The organism is Kosakonia radicincitans DSM 16656 (genome assembly GCF_000280495.2).
Lineage (GTDB): Bacteria > Pseudomonadota > Gammaproteobacteria > Enterobacterales > Enterobacteriaceae > Kosakonia > Kosakonia radicincitans.
In genome coordinates this window covers 4,224,521-4,240,260 of record NZ_CP018016.1, presented here as the reverse complement: position 1 = coordinate 4,240,260, position 15,740 = coordinate 4,224,521, and the positions used below count along the sequence as shown (strand labels likewise).

The following is a 15,740-nucleotide window of genomic DNA, read 5'->3' as shown; positions in this document are numbered from 1 at the left end:
GCTTACTCGCTGACGGTCACGTTTTCAATCACAACGTCTTCTTTCGGAACGTCCTGATGCATGCCGCTACGACCGGTGGAAACGCCTTTGATTTTGTCAACCACATCCATGCCTTCAACCACTTCGGCGAAGACACAGTAGCCCCAGCCTTGCAGGCTTTCGCCGCTGAAGTTCAGGAAGTCGTTGTCTGCCACGTTGATGAAGAACTGCGCAGTTGCGGAGTGCGGCGCCTGAGTGCGCGCCATTGCCAGCGTACCACGGCTGTTTTTCAGACCGTTGTTGGCTTCGTTTTTGATCGGATCTTTAGTGACTTTCTGATTCATGCCCGGTTCGAAGCCGCCGCCCTGAATCATGAAGCCGTTGATAACACGGTGGAAAATTGTGTTGTTATAGAAACCTTCACGGCAGTAGTCCAGGAAGTTTTTAACTGTTTCAGGCGCTTTATCGTCAAACGTCTTGATTACGATGTCGCCGTGATTAGTGTGGAAAGTAACCATTATTGCATCCTGTTCTGATAGTGTAGTGCGCAGACCCGCCAGTGGGTCAGAGATAGTCGCCTGTTATAGCATAACCGCGAGGTGGGATCACCTTGCAAAGTGTGCTGCTTCGGGTTTGAATTACGGGTAATATATGCGGTTTTCGTTCCACACACGTCCAAATGGAATCTTCGATGTTAAAAATCTTTAATACACTGACGCGCCAAAAAGAGGAATTCAAACCTATTCATGCCGGGGAAGTCGGCATGTACGTGTGTGGTATCACTGTTTACGATCTGTGTCATATCGGCCATGGTCGCACTTTTGTTGCCTTCGACGTGGTTGCACGTTATCTGCGTTTTCTCGGCTATAAGCTGAAGTATGTACGTAACATCACCGATATTGACGATAAAATCATTAAACGTGCGAATGAAAACGGCGAAAGCTTTGTTGCGCTGGTCGATCGTATGATCGTCGAGATGCATAAGGATTTTGACGCGCTCAATATTCTGCGCCCGGACAGCGAGCCGCGCGCGACGCACCATATCCACGAAATTATTGAAATCACCGAACGCCTGCTGGAACGCGGTCACGCTTATGTGGCTGACAACGGCGACGTGATGTTCTCGGTGCCGACGGATCCGACTTACGGCCAGCTTTCGCGCCAGGATCTGGATCAGTTGCAGGCGGGTGCGCGCGTGGAAGTCGCTGAAATCAAGCGCAACCCAATGGATTTCGTGTTGTGGAAAATGTCCAAGCCGGGCGAGCCGAGCTGGCAGTCGCCGTGGGGCGAAGGGCGTCCGGGCTGGCACATCGAGTGCTCGGCGATGAACTGCAAACAGCTCGGTTCACATTTCGACATTCACGGCGGCGGTTCTGATCTGATGTTCCCGCACCATGAAAACGAAATTGCGCAATCTACCTGCGCCCATGACGGCGAATACGTGAATTACTGGATGCACTCCGGAATGGTAATGGTTGACCGTGAAAAGATGTCCAAATCGCTGGGTAACTTCTTTACCGTGCGCGATGTGCTGAAGTATTACGACGCGGAAACCATCCGCTACTTCCTGATGTCCGGTCACTACCGCAGCCAGTTGAACTACAGCGAAGAGAACCTCAAGCAGGCACGCTCTGCGCTGGAGCGTCTCTACACCGCACTGCGCGGTACAGACAGCACTGTGCCGGCGGAAGGTGGCGAGGCGTTTGAAGCGCGTTTTGTGGAAGCAATGGATGATGATTTCAACACGCCGGAAGCCTACTCGGTGCTGTTCGACATGGCGCGTGAAGTGAACCGTCTGAAAACGGAAGATGCGCATGCGGCCAATGCGCTGGCGTCACATATGCGCAAGCTGGCGGGCGTACTTGGATTGCTGGAACAGGAGCCGGATGTTTTCCTGCAAAGCGGTGCGCAGGCGGATGACAGCGAAGTGGCTGAGATTGAACAACTGATCCAGCAGCGCCTTGATGCGCGTAAAGCGAAGGATTGGGCGGCAGCCGATGCGGCGCGTGACCGTCTCAATGAGATGGGCATTGTGCTGGAAGATGGTCCGCAGGGCACGACCTGGCGTCGTAAGTAAGAAAAAAGCGGCTTCGGCCGCTTTTTTTATCTCTGACGTATTTTTCTCTGCCATTCGGTAACGAGCGTGGGATGGCGCTGGCGCTTATCCGGCCTGCACAACGCCGGTTAACGCGAAAACCGCCATCCTCTACTAACGCCTGCGCCACCACAATAAACCCATCACTATCACACCTGGCAGCCACACCCACAGCAACTCAGAAATGATCACCTGGTGACCATACGGCGTGGTGTAGCGTGACAGAGCAAACGGTGCGACTTTAATCACCTGCCAGGGCGCAAAGAAGCGTTCATCTGACCACGGCCACAGCCAGCCGACGCCTTTACCGCCGGTGGTTATTGAATCCAGCAGGCTGTGCGATAACAGCGAAACCGTTAAAAATGCCCAGCAGCGCAGCAGGCTGGCTTTGAACCGTTTTCGCCCAAACCACGCGACCAGCAGCGGTACGACGAAAGCAAACAGCAGCGAGTGGGTAAATCCGCGATGACCAAAAACGTTGCCGTAGGCGACGCCGGATTTAAAGGCTAACACGTCGGCATCCGGCAGCATCGCCAGTGCAATCCCTGCCACTAATAACCCGCGCGGAATAACTTTATTACCCAGCCCTAAGCCCAGGCACAGAGGAACGGCAGCATGAGTAACGATCGTTGGCATGAGGTATGTCCCTGAATAAAAGCGAGATTATAGCCATTGCACGAACGGGAATGACTGCGTGCTTTTCCGAATCTACCCGTGATCGCATAAATTTTAGGGCGAATTTTCCTGCGGATGAAAAATGTCCACGCCAGTTTTCGCTGCGCTGAGGAAGCGATAAAAACCATCAGCCGATGGGCGGGCGCGTCATGAATAACGCTTCGATTTCCGCGATAACGCCGCGGTTAATTACGCTGACTCACGGGCGATAAGCTGCCCGGAGAGCGTAATGCGCTGGGTCTGTAATTCTGGTTCTTTCAGTTTGCGCAGCATCAGCCCGGCAGCCTGGCGCCCGGTCTCTTCACTGGCAGAAGAGACATAGGTGAACGAGGGCGAGGTGAGGTTGACGTGCAGCATATCCTCAAAGCCTATTAGCGCAACTTGTTGAGAGAGAAAGACATCCTTGCCGATGGTGCGCCCGGTGTGGTGAATGCCGGATATCGAGCCAATCATCGCCGCCGGGGAGTGGCAGAGCAGGGCGGTGATGGTGTTGTTATTTTCCAGCAACTGCCGGGTGGCGTAGCTTGCCGCCTGGGTGTCGTCGCTGCAATCCGGCGTTGAACCTTCGCGCAGCACCAGCCCATGCTGGCTCATTGCGCTGCGAAAACCCAGTAGCCGCTGCTGGCGAAGTAAATCGCCCTCAACGCCGCCAATATAGGCAATACTGCGGTGTCCGCGTTCAATCAGGTAGCGCGTCGCCAGGCTCGCCGCCTGCCGGTTATCACGCATCACTAAATCGCAGTTCTCGTTGAGCAGTGACTGTGAAACGACCACCAGCGGAAGGTGACACTGGCGGATCTGTTCAGGCAGCGAGGCGCTGCGCGTATCCGAGGCAAGATAAATCACGCCCGCCACGCCCTGTTGCTGGAAGGAGAGCAGGCAGCGTTCAAGATGTTCACCATCATTAAGCGGCTGGCCGAGGAACACCATATATCCCTGCGTTTCCAGTTCCTGAACGATACTGGCCATCACTTTGATGGAAAAACTGTCGCTGAAATCGCGCAGGATAAGCCCGATCAGGTTGGAGGTGTTGGCGCGCAGGTTAGCCGCCGCGACGTTTTGCACATAGCCGAGCGCCGCGATCGCCGCATGGACTTTCTCGATCGTGGCTTCTGATATTTTCCCTTTCTGACGCAGCACCAGCGAGACGGTGGAAACGGAAACGCCCGCCTGTTTTGCGACATCAATAATGCTGACTTTCTTCAACTCTGCTCCCTGAATTTCCTGCTTATCCGCCGGGTTAGCGCCTCGGTTAGGCTACCGCAGAGGCGCCAATCCGGCATATTATTATTTGCCGATCATCGTGGACATGGTTTGTGCGATAAATTGCGCCCTCGCGCCAAAAATCACCTGAATACCGCTGTCGCCCACAAATACCACGCCGCGCGCGCCCAGCCCGTTAAGTCCATCTTTATCCACCATTTCGCTCTTCGCCACTTCGAGGCGCAGACGGGTGATGCAGGAACCCACGGAATCAATATTCTGCGCACCTCCCAGCAGGCCGATAATTTCGGTCGCCAGCTCGGTATCGGTTTTATCGTCCGCCACAGCGGTCACGTCGGTACGGCCTGGCGTTTTGACATCAAAACGGCGGATCACAAAGCGGAAGGTGAAGTAGTAAATCAGCGCCATCGGAATACCGACGATAATAGCGTTCAGGAAGTTAGTCTGATAGCCGTTAAACGAAGGCAGAATGCCGAACGACAGATAATCAATAAAGCCGGCAGAGAACGATTTGGCGATGTGCGCGTGCAGCAGGTACATCGTCATATAGGCCAGGCCCGCCATGATGGCGTTAAAGACATAGAGGATCGGCGCGACAAAGATAAAGGTAAATTCAACCGGCTCGGTGATCCCGGTCAGGAAGCAGGTCAGCGCCGCCGAGAAGAGGATACCGAAAGCAATCTTTTTGTTGCGGGTCTGCGCTTCGTGGTACATCGCAAGGCAAGCCGCCGGAAGCGCGAACAGCATCAACGGGAACTCACCTTGCATAAATTTACCGGCGTTTTGGTAGGTGTCGCTGCTGAACGATTTCACCCCTTCTTCCAGCATCTTGAACCAGATAGTCTGGTCGCCGTGGATCACCTGACCGGCCTGCGTGGTGTAATCGCCAAACGAATACCAGAATGAGGGATACCAGATGTGGTGCAGGCCGAGCGGGATTAACGCGCGCTCTACCAGCCCGAAAATAAAGGTCGAAGCCGCCTGATTATCGCCATTGACAATCACTGACAGCGCATCGATACCCGCCTGGATATGTTGCCAGACATACGGCAGCAGCAGACCGAGCACAAATGACAGGAACGCCGTGGCAATGGCGACAAAGCGCTTGCCGGAGAAGAAGCCGAGAAACTCCGGCAACTGCATCGTGTGGAAGCGGTTATAGCACCAGGCGGCGAGAATACCGCAGATCAGGCCGCCAAAAACGCCCATTTGCAGCGTCGGGATCCCGACCACCATGGAGTATTTCCCGCCCTGCGAGGCCATCTCCGGCGTAATGCCTAACATGGTGCCGATAGTGATGTTGGTGACAAACACCGATACTGCCGCCGACAGCGCCGCAATCCCGGATTCGGACGCCAGCCCGACAGCCGAACCGATGGCGAAAAGCATGGGCAGGTTATCAAAAATGACGCCGCCTGCGTTCATCATCAGCGGCAGATGGAATTTGTCGCCGAAGGCCAGTAATAAGCCCGCAGCCGGTAACAGCGAGATCGGCAGCATCAGTGCGCGACCAATCATCGATAATTTAGACAGCGATTTAACAAACCCTGATATCAGACTCATGCTGATTTCCCCCGAAGTTGCGCATTTTGCGCGTTATTATTGTCAGTAGAACGTTTTAGTAGAACGTTCTACTTATCGTGAGATAAGGGCAAAAAAGCTGCAACTAAATTTTTACATTCAGCCAGATCAATTAATGATTATTTGAGGTTGATCGGTAATAAACCGTGATGATTGCGGGGTGATTAAATAAGAAAGGCCGGATGGCGGCTATCGCCTGATCCGGCCTGGAGACTCATCATTTGCAGGCGCTGAAAAGTACAGCGCCATCCGGCATTTTGGCAGGTGCTCAGGCGATGACGGTCACGCTCTGGCCTTCAAAACTGACCGTCTGACCGGCGACGATTTTGCAGCGTTTACGCGTTTCCACCGCGCCATCTACATTCACCAGGCCTTCAGCAATGGCGATTTTCGCTTGCGCGCCGCTCTCACTCCAGCCTTCCAGTTTCAGCAGATCGCACAACTCTACGTGCGGGTGTTTTCCCAGGGAAAATGTTGCCATCTTATGCGCCTTCTACATCATGATATTCTTCACACGCTTGCAGCGTGTTCTGGATCAGGGTGGCGACGGTCATCGGGCCGACACCGCCCGGAACCGGGGTAATATACGCCGCGCGGGCCGCGGCTTCTTCATAGATCACATCGCCGACCACTTTGCCGTTTTCCAGGCGGTTAATGCCGACATCGATAACAATCGCGCCTTCTTTGATCCACTCGCCCGGAATAAAGCCCGGTTTACCGACCGCGACGATCAGCAGATCGGCATTCTCAACGTGGTGACGCAGATTTTTGGTGAAACGGTGCGTCACGGTGGTGGTGCAGCCCGCCAGCAGCAGCTCCATGCTCATCGGGCGGCCGACGATATTGGAAGCGCCGATCACAACGGCGTTGAGGCCGAAAGTATCAATGTTATAGCGCTCCAGCAGCGTCACGATCCCGCGCGGTGTGCAGGGACGCAGACGCGGCGCGCGCTGGCACAGGCGACCCACGTTATACGGATGGAAACCGTCGACGTCTTTATCCGGTGCGATACGTTCCAGCACCTTCACATTGTCGATACCGGCGGGCAGCGGCAACTGCACCAGAATACCGTCGATGGTGACATCGGCGTTCAGCTTGTCGATAAGTTCCAGCAACTCGGCTTCGCTGGTGGTTTCAGGAAGATCGTAAGAGCGGGAGATGAAACCCACTTCCTCACAGGCTTTGCGCTTGCTGCCGACATAAATTTGCGATGCCGGGTTGCTGCCAACCAGTACGACTGCCAGGCCTGGGGCGCGTTTCCCGGCCGCAACGCGCGCCCGTACTTTTTCAGCAACCTCAGAGCGCACCTGCTGCGCAATCGTTTTACCATCAATAATCTTTGCTGCCATCAGAGAGAGGATTCCATCTGTCGTTTCAACTAAGGGGGATGTGACTATTTTGTCAGAAGCGCGGCGTGCTGTCAGTTATCGTTTGCGTATTTCACCTGCAAAGGGGAGGGCGGAGAGCGGAAAATGCCCCGCGCGGTCCCGATTTTAACGAAATTTCAACAATTCATCACCCTTAGGAAATGCGGGGCTACGTCAGGCATCGCACTGGGTGACGCGCTATTTGCTGATTCATTCGAATACTCTGACCAGGTTATTTCTTAGATCCTATTAAGAATCCCCTTAGGAAAATTAAAGTCCTGGCGGATATTTTCATCTTCATTACGTGTTTACTTTATTGCGGTGGCAATCGTTCTGCCCGCAGAGATTAATTTTATTGTACTTTCCAGGAGAGAGAAAAAAAGCAGGAAGTGAATCTCGACTGAATTATATCTTTACAGGAAGAAGATATTTTAACTGGCATTAAGTATCGTCAGGGGCCGAAGCCGGATGTGCGTATTCATGGTGTTCTGGCAGATGGCTGTAAAGGACATCGTTATCGAAAGACACGAAAAGAGGTCATTAACCGCGAGGAATTGGTCTGAAAACAGCAAGGATGGTGCGAAATTGCTCACAGCCGTTCACTAAGCAAGCAGCCAGCGGAAAATACATTGACTCATCAGGCGCTGACCGTATAATTCCAGCCGTTTCCACCGCAAAGGTGGGGCATCCGCGCAATGCGCCCTTAGCTCAGCTGGATAGAGCAACGGCCTTCTAAGCCGTAGGTCACAGGTTCGAATCCTGTAGGGCGTGCCATTTTCAGCAATCACACCTCTACTAAATTCTCTTTTTCTCCTTTATACCCCCCTGAAATTACTGGATTTTTCTGTCACGAGTTCTATCGAAGTCAACTCAGTTATACCCAAATCAAGCGGTATCTGGGGGCCTTTGAGGGGGCTCATCTCGTTCAATGGAAATTAGAGGCCCCATATGCCACTAAATGCACGACAGATTGATACTGCAAAGTCCAAAGAAAAAGAATACAAGCTCACCGATGGCGGTGGCTTGTATCTGTTAATAAAGCCTAATGGTGCGAAGTACTGGCGCTTTAAGTACCGTGTTTTGGGTAAAGAGAAAAAACTTTCTATCGGGGTTTATCCTGACATATCTTTGGCAGATGCCCGTATGAAACGCGAAGAAGCTCGCAAGATTGTTGCTTTAGGTGGCGACCCGAGCGAAGAGAAGAAAGCTGACAAATTGGCTCAGAAGGCTAATGTAGAAAACACCTTCAAAGCTATCGCGTTGGAATGGCATGAGTACAAACGCCCTAACTGGTCTAAAGGTTACGCTGAAGACATTATGGAAGTCTTTGAAAACGATATCTTCCCTGATATTGGCAAGCGCCCCATCGCAGAGATAAAGCCGCTCGAGATCCTCAGTTCGCTTCGTAAACTCGAAAAACGTGGAGTGATGGATAAACTGCGTAAAATTCGGCAGGCCTGCAACCAGGTCTTTCGTTACGCTATTGACACCGGCCGCGCTGAAACTAACCCAGCCTCAGAGTTGGCAAGTGCGTTAACTGCGCCTAAATCTGTCCATTACCCTCATCTGTTAGCGGATGAACTTCCGGCCTTCTTACAACAGGCACTGGCCGCTTATTCTGGCAGCCCAATAACCCGTCTGGCAATACGGATTCTGATGCTAACGGGTGTTCGTACCATTGAACTTCGTATGGCGGAATGGAAAGAATTTGATTTCGATAAACAAGTATGGGAAGTACCGGTAGATAGGATGAAGATGCGGCGGCCACATCAGGTGCCTCTCTCCGATCAGGTGATAGCAGCGTTACAAGAAATTCAAGCAGTCACAGGGCGTTATAAGCTGGTATTCCCCGGGCGTAACGACATCACCAAGCCGATGAGTGAAGCGAGTATTAATCAACCGGGAGCAGGTCAGAGTTCAGACGCCCCTGCGGGTATATAGCTTTTGGTGTAATATATTTTGTGAGGTGAAAATAATTAGTAATTGATTGAATTAAGTTCATGAAAATAATATTGTGAATAAATGGGTGCTATTAAAAAAGAGAAAGATTATAGTGAATGCAATTATAAATGCCAGAAAAACCAAAATACTGAGGGAACAAGAATAATTGAATCAGGAGATTCAGAATCTATATGCTTTTGTATTTAGCGGATGACAAGAGTAATCACCATCACTAAATACTTGTTCCATAAAACCACATTTAATGCAATGTCATGTGGCCGCAGCCCTATGATGGGTATAGATCGAACGAACCTACAACGAGGAGGCGAGACTCAACCCATGGCCCCGCGCAGTGCTGTGCAAAAGGCGCAGTTACAGCCCTGGATAGGTATTATTTGTGTCACTCCTCCGTTCGCTGCTTCTGAGGGAATAGCATGACCACCATAGGATATACTTGTTATATTAACTTTCTGGCCAACAGGAACAGGCGATTTTGAAACAAATGCTGCTGCATGGAAGGAGGTCGCTAACAACGTCGCTCCAATGATACTTGATACTCTCATATTATTTCTCATCAACGGGGACCAGAGAATCAATCTATACCCTGAGGCCATTTGAACACCAGACGTTATTGCTGAAAAAGTGTTCATATTTATTTCAAAGTAACAACAGTATCTATGCTCAAAAATAGGCCATTTTATGCATGCATCATAGAGCGTGTTGACAGGGCGGACCTGCCCTCCGCGCAGCGTAATAAAGGCTGTTGCATGACGCTTCATGTCTTGTGAAAAAACATTATCGGGTTTCCCGTGTTGCATTAATTTCATTCGTTTCGTCAAACTGCAGCAAACGTCCGGTATTCAGCAGTACAATCAGCGTACTTAGATTATGCAGTATGGCCGCCACCAGCGCCCCGGCGGTGCCAAGAAATCCCATAGCAGCAGCGATGACGATCAGCACTGTCCAGCCGAGGCCGATAATCACGTTTACCCTGAGCGTGGCGCGGCATTGCCTGCTCAGCCGTACCGCGGTGGACAGGCGTCGTAAATCGCTGCCGGTTAATACCACATCCGCTGACGCCAGCGCGATATCGGCCCCGTTGCTGCCCATGGCGATACCTACGGCGCCGGCTTTCAGCGCCAGAGCGTCGTTGATACCGTCTCCGACGACCATGGGGCGCCATCCCTCTTTTACCGCCTGATGGACCTGCTGGAGTTTTTCAGCCGGTAGCGCTTCGGCGGTCAGTTCGTCGATCCCGGTTTGTTGCGCGACCCGTTGCGCAGCGATGTGTCGATCGCCTGTCAGGAGAAGCTGACGGTCAATACCCAAGGTCTTAAGTATCGCCATCGCCTCTGGTGCCTCCGGGCGTATGGCGTCATCGAGGAGAAACCAGCCGAGAAACGCGCCATCTTCCGCCACACCGACGACCGGACCATCATGATCGGGCAGGGGAGAGACGTTTATGCGATAGCGTTCAAACAGTTCACGCCGTCCCAGCAGGGCCTGGCCCGCGCTGGTGGTCGCGATCACTCCCATTCCCTGAATCTCCTCAACATCACGCAGCACAGTATCTGTGCCTGTCGGTCTGGCTTCAGCCAGCGCACGGCTGACCGGATGGTTACTGGCCGCGCCGAGAGCCGAGGCCAACTGTAATACGGCCTCTTTGGGACGTTTCGTGGTGAGAATGATATCGGCAAGCCGTAGCCTGCCCTGGGTCAGAGTGCCGGTTTTATCAATAATGATCGCGTCGACATCCGCCAACTCCTCCAGAAAAGCTGCATTGCGGATCAATATCCCATGCCGTGCGGCCACGGCGATTCCGGCCATTGACGTTGCTGGTGCCGACAGCACCAGGGCACAGGGACAAGCCGCGACCAGCACCGCCAGCATAGCCTGACTGTCATAGGTTAAAAACCAGGTAGTCGCGGCAATCAACAGGACAAGAATAAGGTATTGACCGGCGTAGCACTCTAGCATCCTGGTAATCGGAGGTTTTGCCTGCTCAGCCTCTTTCATCAGGGCGATAACTTTCCCCAGCGTAGACTCCTCGCCCGTATGGATGACCTCCACCCGCAGTAAACCGTTCAGATTCAGGGTACCGCCGAAAACAGACATTCCCGCTGTGACCTCAACCGGGATCGGTTCGCCGGTGATGGAGGCCATATCGATGCTGGCGTGGCCAGAAAGAATACGACCATCTGCAGGAATTTGATCGCCAGGGCGAATGTCTACGATGTCGCCCGGCTGAAGATGCTGGCTGCTAATATTTTCCAGCGAACCATCCTGACGCACACGTCTTGCCCGGCTGTAAGCTAGTCTGCTCAGGCCGGCAATGGCCTGACGCGTACCCATTACGCTTCGTTCTTCAAGGATGTGACCGAAAATCATGATAACCGGCAGTAACGCGGCGGTCATCAGGTCGCCCAGCGCCCACGCCCCGAGCATTGCCAGGACGATCAACTGGTCGGTTACGCCGTGCAGATCAGGGTACAGCAGACTGTGCCAGCCGGCGCGAAAAACGGGCACCGCGACCAGCAGCCACGCGACGCCGGCCAGAATATCGCTGACAGCCGGCTGGCCCGGCGTTATCGCGCGCCAGAGCAGGCTTAATAACAATAGCCCGATGGTGATCATCGCGATCGCGATCTGCCGCGACATACGGTGCTGTTCAGCAGGGGTTTGCAGATCGCTGCTAAAGTGGATATGTCCGTGGCTACACTGGTGACTCATGGTTTTTTCTCGCTGGCAGGCGGCGTGGCGGATTGTGGCGTGAGACCCTGTAAGATTAAACGGCTGTCGTCGCCGGGCGCGACGGCAACGACCTGTCCGGCTTGGGTCAGAATGCGGGTGACGTTATCTCGCCACAGCCGTTGTAATAGCCCCCCATCTGTTCCGTCTTGCAGCACCTGCGCTAGCTGCAATATTGTCTGGGTATCGGTACTGGCTTTTGCCAGCGTTTCTTGACGGCTGGCCTGTGCCTGCTGGATCAGACGATCGGCCTGCTGTTGCGCCTGCTGGGCGCGCAACGCTGCCGCGGTACGAGCGGCGGCAATTGTCTGATCGGCCTGTTGGCTGGCGGTCAGCACTGCATTGAATGCCGCAATGGCGTTATCCGGCAACGATGAGACAATGTCTACACGCTCAATAGTTATTCCCGGATCGTTGCCGCTGGCGGCCATTCGCGCGAGGCTTTGCTGCATGTTCTGTTTAAAATCGCTGCGCAGGCGGATACGCTCTTCCGCCGAATGCTGGTCATTCTTCGGTGTCTCAGGCTTTGCCACAAGAATGGCATCCAGATTGCGCTCCATACAAACGACCGCGGCGGCGCGTTCGGCCAGGCGGTCAATCAGCGGATCAATATGTGGGCGTTGTAGCGCGAAACGGATGGGATTGCTGACGCGCCAGAAGACACGCACATCAAGCTGCACGACGCCTTCATCACCTGTCAGTAAGTAACCCGCACCAGCGCCGGCGTCCCCGTCGCGATCCCAGCTATTGACCAGATCCAACTGCTGTTCGCGGCGTAATATCCTGACCTCGCGCTCCATAATTCGTTCTGCGGCTGGCACGCGTTCTACCCGGTCGACCGGGTGCGGCCAGGTAAGCAGCAGACCCGCATTCGCTACCCGGGTCGGTTTACCAAACTGGAAGACTACCGCTCTGCTGTCTGGGGTGACCTCATAGATACAGGATAAAAGCCACGCGCTGGCGGCAATGAGCGCCGTACCATACAGCATAAAGAAGGCGATACGGTAGGACTGTCCCCACGGTGTACGGCCCGGCAATGCTGGTGTCATCGTTTTATCTCTTTCAACGGAGCTGGCTCCTGCACCAGAGTACTGAAAGGGGCCGCGTCAGTACGCAGCACTATGCGGGTACTGGAATTGACAACAGAACGCAGCGTATCCAGCGAGCGCAACAGGTCATAGAGTTGCGGGTCGCTACGCCAGGCTTTACCGTAAATGCCGGCCGCGTCGCGCTGGGCGGCAGCAGTAATGGCCGCCGCTTTAACCGAGGCATCAGCTTCAAGAATGCGGGCGTCGCGATCGGCTTTTGAATGGATCTCCGCAGCCAGACGTTTACCTTCTGCGGTACGTTCGGCGGCGATGGTTTCGCGTTCCGCACGCATCCTGTCAACGGTGGCATTCAGGGTTACAGCAGGGAGCGTCAGGCGCTCAATTCCTGTCTGGATAACGTCGATGCCGTAGCTATTAAGCAACTGTGTTTTAAGCTGCGTCTGCAGCTGCTGCTCAAGCTGGGCGATTTTGATTTTTTTTCTGTCGACGTTGACGATATCCGACAGCGCGTAGTTGCTGGCGGTGGTTTCCAACGCAGAACCAATAAACGTCCGGATTTGTCGGGTCGCTTCATCCGGCTGGTTTTGTACGGCGCGAATAAAACGCAGCACATCTTTGTCGTCTGATTTTACTTTCCAGATAACCCAGGCCTGAACCAGCACCCGTAGCCCGTCACGTGTGCCTACGTCCTGCAGACCGCTGGATGTGGAGCGAATCCGCAGATCGACATCCAGAGGAGACTCAAAGGGGGCCGGAAGTCTCCATGCCAGGCCAGGCGTGAGAAGGACGCGTACCGGATCGCCAAAGCGGGTGATTACGGTCGCATTGCCGGCGCGGACTTCCAGCAAACTAGCCGTCAGGACGGCAAGCATGACCAGCAGTGCCGCCACGCCGATGCGAAGGGCGCGTTTGCCGGGCAACCGGGCTGGAGGAACATTCCGCCGCTGAATGGCGTTTGGCGCATCTCTGGCAGGGGTTAACGCAGTGATCTTCATTTTGTACTGGCCTTCTGTGGTGCGGTACTGTCTGTTAAGGCGGGATACTGGCGTAGATCCAGTACGGGTTCATTCGCGCCCTGTAGATGATTATCAAGGATCAGAAGCGGCGTATGGGCCAGCGCTTGACTCAGGATCTGGTAGCGTCGCTCGTTGATAAATGCCTCTCCCGCCAGTTGCCATGCCTGCTCTTCAGCGGAGAAATCGGTGGCGGCGGCCCTCGCGCGTGAAAGGTTTTCTGCTGCCGCAGCTTCTGCGGTATCAAAACCGGTCTGGGCCTTGCGTTGCGCCTCATTGTTGACGGTAGCCGCATACCCTTTTTCGCGCGCAATCAGGGCATTTCCCGCAATTTGCGCCGCCTGGACGCCATGATAGGCGTCGGCTGCCCCGGCGGGGGGATGGATGGCTTCAATTCGGGTAAACAGTAATTCCACCCCGGTATTAAGCTGGGTAAGGCGCTGCTGAATTTCCTGGCTAAGCGTGGCCGCCAACGTCACCCGCTGTTCATCAAGTAGCTGGTCGAGCTGTTTACTGGCAAATTGTGCCATTAATACCTGGCGTGCAACGCTGCGTATAAGTACCGGCAAATCCTCTGTTTGATATTTACTGTTAAGCGCATCCCTATCCTTTAGGCCCACGCGCCAGATCACACGTATATCCGTATTGACCATCTGGAAGTTCTGGCTGTCCATGGTGGTACTGGCGATGACCTGCGATTGGTCCGTAGCGTGGCTGTTATCCCACAGACGCCAACTGCTCTGCGGGGCTGGGCCTTCGACACTGTCCGGCTGTGCGGCAGGCTGTTTCGTTTCCGTATTATCGCTAAGCTGTAATTCGTGCACCGCGCCGTTCTCTACCGGGATAACGCGTCCAAACGGCCAGGGTAAGCCGATATGCAGGCCAGGAGAGAGAACGGCTACCGGGCGTCCGAAATGTTCATAGATACCCCGCTGATATAGCTCCACTTCGGTTAAACCACTTAGTAGCCAGCCCAGAACGGCGATACAGCAGGTAACCGGCAGAAGCTTTTTACCCAACAAACGGAACGCCTGAATCTGACGAAGATCGACGCCAAATCGCTGATGAAATGCACCCAATAACAGAACCACCGGCTGCAGCGGCCACCGATACAACGCTGTAAACAGGCTGCGGGTGAGAAAATGGGGTTCGGATTCAGCAGAGAGGGGAAGCGCCATTGCCATCATGGCACGCAGCAGATATTCCAGCGCCATCAGCAAAGCGATGAGGCTACCCAGCTTTATGAGCCACAAGGTCACTGTGAGAGAGAGCGCTGCAATCAGAAATGCCATGGTAAGCAGCAAAAAAATACTCAGGATGGCGCGAACAAGCTCAGTGTGCTGCTGTTGATATTGCCATCCCCGAATCACTTTGAAGCTGAGCATGCGCTCAATAAGCAGCAGGGTAAAACAGAGCAGAATAAAAAAGCCGGTCACTGCCAGCGGGGGAGCACTTGACTGGTCGACGGGCTGCGTGTCAGCGATATTTGCGATGGCAAAAGCGATTGCCAGCAGGGCTGTGATAAGTGTTGTTGCCAGATGTCGGTGAAAATAATGCAGCCAGGCCTGCAGACCCGGCTGCAATAATCGACCTGGCGGGCGTGGCGCAGCAGCTGTTGTTTCAGTAACGGGCTCCGAATCCTGTGGCTCAACGCCTTCACAGCGCAGTGAATTTTCCACAAAGGCCAGCGCCACAAACGTTGTCGCCAGAATTAGACGCGTAGCGGGCAGCCAGAAGCCGGGAACGGAAAATAGCTGCAGGAATAAATAGACCGCACCTGCTACAACCAGAATACAATACAGGCAGGTTTGCACTATTAACAGGCGTCGATACCTCGGGGTTACCTGAGGGGTTCCCGTAGGTAAAGGGGATTGCGACATATTTTCTCCAGTTGACCCGTCCCTGCCCGCATTATTTGGGCATATTTCACCGTCAGTTCTGCTTGCACAACACATCAATGATGCTATGAAATAACATTGACAAAACAAACAAAGCGACTTTGCGACATAGTGTTAAATATTTCGGTTATAAGCGTAATCATTGACGTGATGTTATATTGTAACTATTT

At 53.7% G+C, this 15,740-nt stretch carries 12 protein-coding genes, 1 tRNA gene and 1 pseudogene; 3 read left to right on the top strand and 11 right to left on the bottom strand.

Features of this window, described 5'->3' with window-relative positions:
- Positions 1-2 precede the first annotated feature (2 nt).
- A complete protein-coding gene (ppiB, locus tag Y71_RS20410; protein ID WP_007373624.1) occupies positions 3-497 on the bottom strand; it encodes a peptidylprolyl isomerase B in 495 nt (164 codons plus the stop codon).
- 173 nt (positions 498-670) lie between these two features.
- Between ppiB and cysS the strand changes: the two genes are divergently transcribed.
- Positions 671-2,056: a cysteine--tRNA ligase gene (cysS, locus tag Y71_RS20405; RefSeq protein WP_007373625.1), complete on the top strand. Its 1,386-nt coding sequence runs from the start codon at positions 671-673 to the stop codon at positions 2,054-2,056.
- 132 nt (positions 2,057-2,188) lie between these two features.
- Here the strand turns inward: cysS and Y71_RS20400 are convergent, their stop codons facing one another.
- The 5 genes from Y71_RS20400 to folD form a co-directional block, all read right to left on the bottom strand.
- The gene (locus tag Y71_RS20400) at positions 2,189-2,710 is read right to left on the bottom strand and encodes a metal-dependent hydrolase (protein WP_007373626.1); all 522 of its coding nucleotides are present in this window, start codon (positions 2,708-2,710) and stop codon (positions 2,189-2,191) included.
- Positions 2,711-2,938: 228 nt separating this feature from the next.
- Positions 2,939-3,955, bottom strand: a complete 1,017-nt coding sequence (gene malI / locus Y71_RS20395) for a Mal regulon transcriptional regulator MalI (RefSeq protein WP_007373627.1) — start codon at positions 3,953-3,955, stop codon at positions 2,939-2,941.
- Positions 3,956-4,036: 81 nt separating this feature from the next.
- Positions 4,037-5,536: a PTS transporter subunit EIIC gene (locus Y71_RS20390; protein ID WP_007373628.1), complete on the bottom strand. Its 1,500-nt coding sequence runs from the start codon at positions 5,534-5,536 to the stop codon at positions 4,037-4,039.
- Between the two features lie 286 nt (positions 5,537-5,822).
- On the bottom strand, positions 5,823-6,035 hold the full coding sequence (gene ybcJ, locus Y71_RS20385; protein ID WP_007373629.1) for a ribosome-associated protein YbcJ: 213 nt from the start codon (positions 6,033-6,035) through the stop codon (positions 5,823-5,825).
- Position 6,036: 1 nt separating this feature from the next.
- The gene (gene folD, locus Y71_RS20380; protein ID WP_007373630.1) at positions 6,037-6,903 is read right to left on the bottom strand and encodes a bifunctional methylenetetrahydrofolate dehydrogenase/methenyltetrahydrofolate cyclohydrolase FolD; all 867 of its coding nucleotides are present in this window, start codon (positions 6,901-6,903) and stop codon (positions 6,037-6,039) included.
- A 715-nt stretch (positions 6,904-7,618) separates the two neighbouring features.
- On the opposite strand from folD, the gene Y71_RS20375 reads away from it, so the two are divergent.
- Positions 7,619-7,695 (top strand) — tRNA-Arg (locus tag Y71_RS20375).
- Positions 7,696-7,869: 174 nt separating this feature from the next.
- A pseudogene (locus tag Y71_RS20370) lies at positions 7,870-8,820 on the top strand (tyrosine-type recombinase/integrase); the annotation flags it as partial.
- Positions 8,821-9,194: 374 nt separating this feature from the next.
- Here the strand turns inward: Y71_RS20370 and Y71_RS30800 are convergent.
- From Y71_RS30800 to hflK (Y71_RS20345), 5 genes are read right to left on the bottom strand one after another with little or no spacing between them, the layout of a single operon-like run.
- Positions 9,195-9,689 carry a hypothetical protein gene (locus tag Y71_RS30800; protein WP_236946444.1) on the bottom strand — a complete coding sequence of 165 codons (495 nt, stop codon included), beginning with the start codon at positions 9,687-9,689 and terminating at the stop codon, positions 9,195-9,197.
- Positions 9,658-11,592, bottom strand: coding sequence for a heavy metal translocating P-type ATPase (locus Y71_RS20360; protein ID WP_007373632.1), 1,935 nt, complete (start codon positions 11,590-11,592; stop codon positions 9,658-9,660). Before Y71_RS20360 ends, Y71_RS30800 begins: the two co-directional genes overlap by 32 nt.
- The gene (gene hflK / locus Y71_RS20355; protein ID WP_007373633.1) at positions 11,589-12,659 is read right to left on the bottom strand and encodes a protease modulator HflK; all 1,071 of its coding nucleotides are present in this window, start codon (positions 12,657-12,659) and stop codon (positions 11,589-11,591) included. The genes Y71_RS20360 and hflK (Y71_RS20355) overlap by 4 nt, the downstream gene beginning before the upstream one ends.
- The gene (locus Y71_RS20350; RefSeq protein ID WP_007373634.1) at positions 12,656-13,654 is read right to left on the bottom strand and encodes an SPFH domain-containing protein; all 999 of its coding nucleotides are present in this window, start codon (positions 13,652-13,654) and stop codon (positions 12,656-12,658) included. Before Y71_RS20350 ends, hflK (Y71_RS20355) begins: the two co-directional genes overlap by 4 nt.
- On the bottom strand, positions 13,651-15,552 hold the full coding sequence (hflK, locus tag Y71_RS20345; protein WP_167287336.1) for a protease modulator HflK: 1,902 nt from the start codon (positions 15,550-15,552) through the stop codon (positions 13,651-13,653). Before hflK (Y71_RS20345) ends, Y71_RS20350 begins: the two co-directional genes overlap by 4 nt.
- Positions 15,553-15,740: the final 188 nt, after the last annotated feature.

Excerpts from the sequence above, each read along its gene's own strand:
- hflK (WP_167287336.1), bottom strand. The coding sequence starts at position 15,552 with ATGTCGCAATCCCCTTTACCTACGGGAACCCCTCAGGTAACCCCGAGG.
- ybcJ (WP_007373629.1), bottom strand. The coding sequence starts at position 6,035 with ATGGCAACATTTTCCCTGGGAAAACACCCGCACGTAGAGTTGTGCGAT.
- cysS (WP_007373625.1), top strand. The coding sequence starts at position 671 with ATGTTAAAAATCTTTAATACACTGACGCGCCAAAAAGAGGAATTCAAA.
- Y71_RS20390 (WP_007373628.1), bottom strand. The coding sequence starts at position 5,536 with ATGAGTCTGATATCAGGGTTTGTTAAATCGCTGTCTAAATTATCGATG.
- Y71_RS30800 (WP_236946444.1), bottom strand. The coding sequence starts at position 9,689 with ATGAAATTAATGCAACACGGGAAACCCGATAATGTTTTTTCACAAGAC.
- ppiB (WP_007373624.1), bottom strand. The coding sequence starts at position 497 with ATGGTTACTTTCCACACTAATCACGGCGACATCGTAATCAAGACGTTT.
- Y71_RS20350 (WP_007373634.1), bottom strand. The coding sequence starts at position 13,654 with ATGAAGATCACTGCGTTAACCCCTGCCAGAGATGCGCCAAACGCCATT.
- folD (WP_007373630.1), bottom strand. The coding sequence starts at position 6,903 with ATGGCAGCAAAGATTATTGATGGTAAAACGATTGCGCAGCAGGTGCGC.
- hflK (WP_007373633.1), bottom strand. The coding sequence starts at position 12,659 with ATGACACCAGCATTGCCGGGCCGTACACCGTGGGGACAGTCCTACCGT.
- Y71_RS20400 (WP_007373626.1), bottom strand. The coding sequence starts at position 2,710 with ATGCCAACGATCGTTACTCATGCTGCCGTTCCTCTGTGCCTGGGCTTA.
- Y71_RS20360 (WP_007373632.1), bottom strand. The coding sequence starts at position 11,592 with ATGAGTCACCAGTGTAGCCACGGACATATCCACTTTAGCAGCGATCTG.